3 protein-coding genes are annotated in these 3,002 nt (G+C 67.0%); all 3 read right to left on the reverse strand.

Going from position 1 to position 3,002, the window contains the following annotated elements:
- Positions 1-29 precede the first annotated feature (29 nt).
- The 3 genes from clpX to HTZ82_RS26775 all read right to left on the reverse strand — a co-directional run bounded on the left by clpX (position 30) and on the right by HTZ82_RS26775 (position 2,815).
- Positions 30-1,313, reverse strand: coding sequence for an ATP-dependent Clp protease ATP-binding subunit ClpX (gene clpX, locus HTZ82_RS26765; RefSeq protein WP_031129255.1), 1,284 nt, complete (start codon positions 1,311-1,313; stop codon positions 30-32).
- 157 nt (positions 1,314-1,470) lie between these two features.
- Entirely contained in the window at positions 1,471-2,130 is a 660-nt protein-coding gene (locus HTZ82_RS26770; protein WP_149183109.1) for an ATP-dependent Clp protease proteolytic subunit, read from the reverse strand.
- Positions 2,131-2,209: 79 nt separating this feature from the next.
- Complete coding sequence (locus HTZ82_RS26775) at positions 2,210-2,815, reverse strand: ATP-dependent Clp protease proteolytic subunit (protein ID WP_175412006.1); 606 nt, start codon at positions 2,813-2,815, stop codon at positions 2,210-2,212.
- Between the last annotated feature and the right edge of the window lie 187 nt (positions 2,816-3,002).

Here is a 3,002-nt window from a genome sequence, read left to right on the forward strand (position 1 = left end):
GGCCGGGCGCCCCTGTCACATACGTACGGTCAGGCCGACTTCTCGTGGCGGCCCTGGTCCTTGACGACCCGGGGGACCAGGGTCGGGTTGACGTTGTTGTGGACGACGTCCTCCGTGATGACGACGCGGGCCACGTCCTTGCGGGACGGGACCTCGTACATCACGGACATGAGGACTTCCTCCATGATGGCGCGCAGGCCGCGGGCGCCGGTGCCGCGGAGGATGGCCTGGTCGGCGATGGCCTCCAGGGCGGGACGGTCGAAGTCCAGCTCCACGCCGTCGAGTTCGAAGAGGCGCTGGTACTGCTTCACCAGCGCGTTGCGCGGCTCGACGAGGATCTTGAGGAGGGCCTCGCGGTCGAGGTTGTGGACCGAGGTGATGACCGGGAGGCGGCCGATGAACTCGGGGATCATCCCGAACTTCACCAGGTCCTCCGGCATGACCTCCTGGAACTGGTCGCTCGCCTCGATCTCGCGCTTGGAACGGATCGTCGCGCCGAAGCCGATGCCCTTGGCACCCGCCCGCGACTCGATGATCTTCTCCAGGCCGGCGAAGGCACCACCCACGATGAACAGGACGTTCGTCGTGTCGATCTGGATGAACTCCTGGTGCGGGTGCTTGCGTCCGCCCTGCGGGGGGACCGAGGCCGTCGTGCCTTCGAGGATCTTCAGGAGGGCCTGCTGGACGCCTTCGCCGGACACATCGCGGGTGATGGAGGGGTTTTCACTCTTCCTCGCGACCTTGTCGATCTCATCGATGTAGATGATGCCCGTCTCGGCCTTCTTGACGTCGTAGTCGGCGGCCTGGATGAGCTTCAGCAGGATGTTCTCGACGTCCTCGCCGACATAGCCGGCCTCCGTCAGCGCTGTCGCGTCGGCGATGGCGAACGGCACGTTCAGCATGCGGGCGAGGGTCTGGGCCAGGAGCGTCTTGCCGGAGCCCGTGGGGCCCAGCAACAGGATGTTGGACTTGGCGAGTTCGATCGCGTCGTCCCGGCCCTGCGCGCCGCCGTTCTCGCCGGCCTGGACGCGCTTGTAGTGGTTGTACACCGCGACGGAGAGGGCCTTCTTGGCCGGCTCCTGGCCGACGACGTACCCCTCCAGGAACTCGTAGATCTCGCGGGGCTTGGGGAGTTCCTCCCACCGCACCTCGCTGGTCTCCGCGAGCTCCTCTTCGATGATCTCGTTGCAGAGGTCGATGCACTCGTCGCAGATGTACACACCGGGGCCTGCGATGAGCTTCTTCACCTGCTTCTGGCTCTTTCCGCAGAACGAGCACTTGAGCAGGTCGCCGCCATCACCGATGCGTGCCACGAGGTGCTTCCCCTTCGCCTGGGAGCGGCTTGTTCACAGCCGGCTCCTGGTGCCTCATATCCGACGGTACCTTGCCGGGCCCCCCGTTCGGGCCCCCCTTGGCACGGTTCACATGGACGGGCGTCCGCCGTGGACCGTGCCAAGGGAAGGTCGGGCGTCAGGCAGCCACGGCCGCCGCGCCCTTGCGGGTCGACACGATCTGGTCGATCAGGCCGTACGCCAGGGCGTCCTCGGCCGTGAGGATCTTGTCGCGCTCGATGTCGTCGCGGATCTTCTCGATCGGGGTGTTGGAGTGCTTGGCCAGCATCTCCTCAAGCTGCGTGCGCATCCGGAGGATCTCGTTGGCCGCGATCTCCAGGTCGGAGAGCTGCTCGCGGCCCGTGCCGCCGGACGGCTGGTGGATCAGCACGCGCGCGTTGGGCAGGGCCATGCGCTTGCCGGGCGTGCCGGCGGCGAGGAGCACGGCCGCGGCGGAGGCCGCCTGGCCCATGCAGACCGTCTGGATGTCCGGCTTCACGAACTGCATCGTGTCGTAGATGGCCGTGAGGGCGGTGAAGGAGCCGCCGGGGCTGTTGATGTAGACGGAAATGTCGCGGTCCGGGTCCATCGACTCCAGGCACAGGAGCTGCGCCATGACGTCGTTGGCGGAGGCGTCGTCGATCTGCACGCCGAGGAAGATCACGCGCTCCTCGAAGAGCTTCGCGTACGGGTCGTACTCGCGCACGCCCTGGGACGTGCGCTCGACGAACCGCGGGACGACGTACCGGTTGTCCACCTGCGGGCCGGTGTAGAGGCCGCTCGCGGAGAAGTTGCTCATGGGGTGTTCACCATCCTGGTGGCGTTCGGCGGGCTGAAGGCTCGGGTTTCGGCGGTTGGGGGCGCCCCCTCCGGGGGAGTCAGGCGCCGGTGCCGCCACCGCCCGGAACGCCCGAGGCGGCGGAGATGATCTCGTCGATGAGGCCGTAGTCCTTGGCCTCTTCCGCGGTGAACCAGCGGTCGCGGTCGCCGTCGCGGATGATCGTTTCCACGGTCTGACCGGAGTGGTGCGCGGTGATCTCGGCCATCCGCCGCTTCGTACGGAGGAGGTACTCGGCCTGGATCTTGATGTCCGATGCGGTGCCGCCGATGCCGGCGGATCCCTGGTGCATCAGGATGTCGGTGTTGGGCAGCGCGAAGCGCTTGCCCTGGGAGCCGCCGGTCAGCAGGAACTGGCCCATGGAGGCCGCCATACCCATGCCGATCGTGACCACGTCGTTCGGGATGTACTGCATGGTGTCGTAGATCGCCATGCCGGCCGTCACCGAACCGCCGGGGCTGTTGATGTAGAGGTAGATGTCCTTGTCCGGGTCGGCGGCGAGGAGGAGCATCTGCGCGGTGATCTTGTTGGCGATGTCGTCGTCGACCTGCTGGCCCAGGAAGATGATCCGCTCGCCGAGCAGCCGGTTGTACACATGGTCGCCGAGGCCACCACCGATGGACGGCTCACCCGCGGCGTAAGGCATCAGATTCGTCACGTATCCCACCTGCTCGTCTCTGACGGCTGCGGCCGTCTCAGCGTCTGTCGTACTGGGGGCGGCGGGTACTCCCCTGCCCTCGTACTCATGGACCCTAACGCGCAGGTCGGCGGGCGCCATCCCGGTTCCCGAACTGTTCGCTGGGAGCGCAAGGTTCCTCGGGTAAGGCGGCGGG

The sequence above is a fragment of the Streptomyces sp. TRM64462 genome (assembly GCF_013362995.1).
GTDB lineage: Bacteria > Actinomycetota > Actinomycetes > Streptomycetales > Streptomycetaceae > Streptomyces.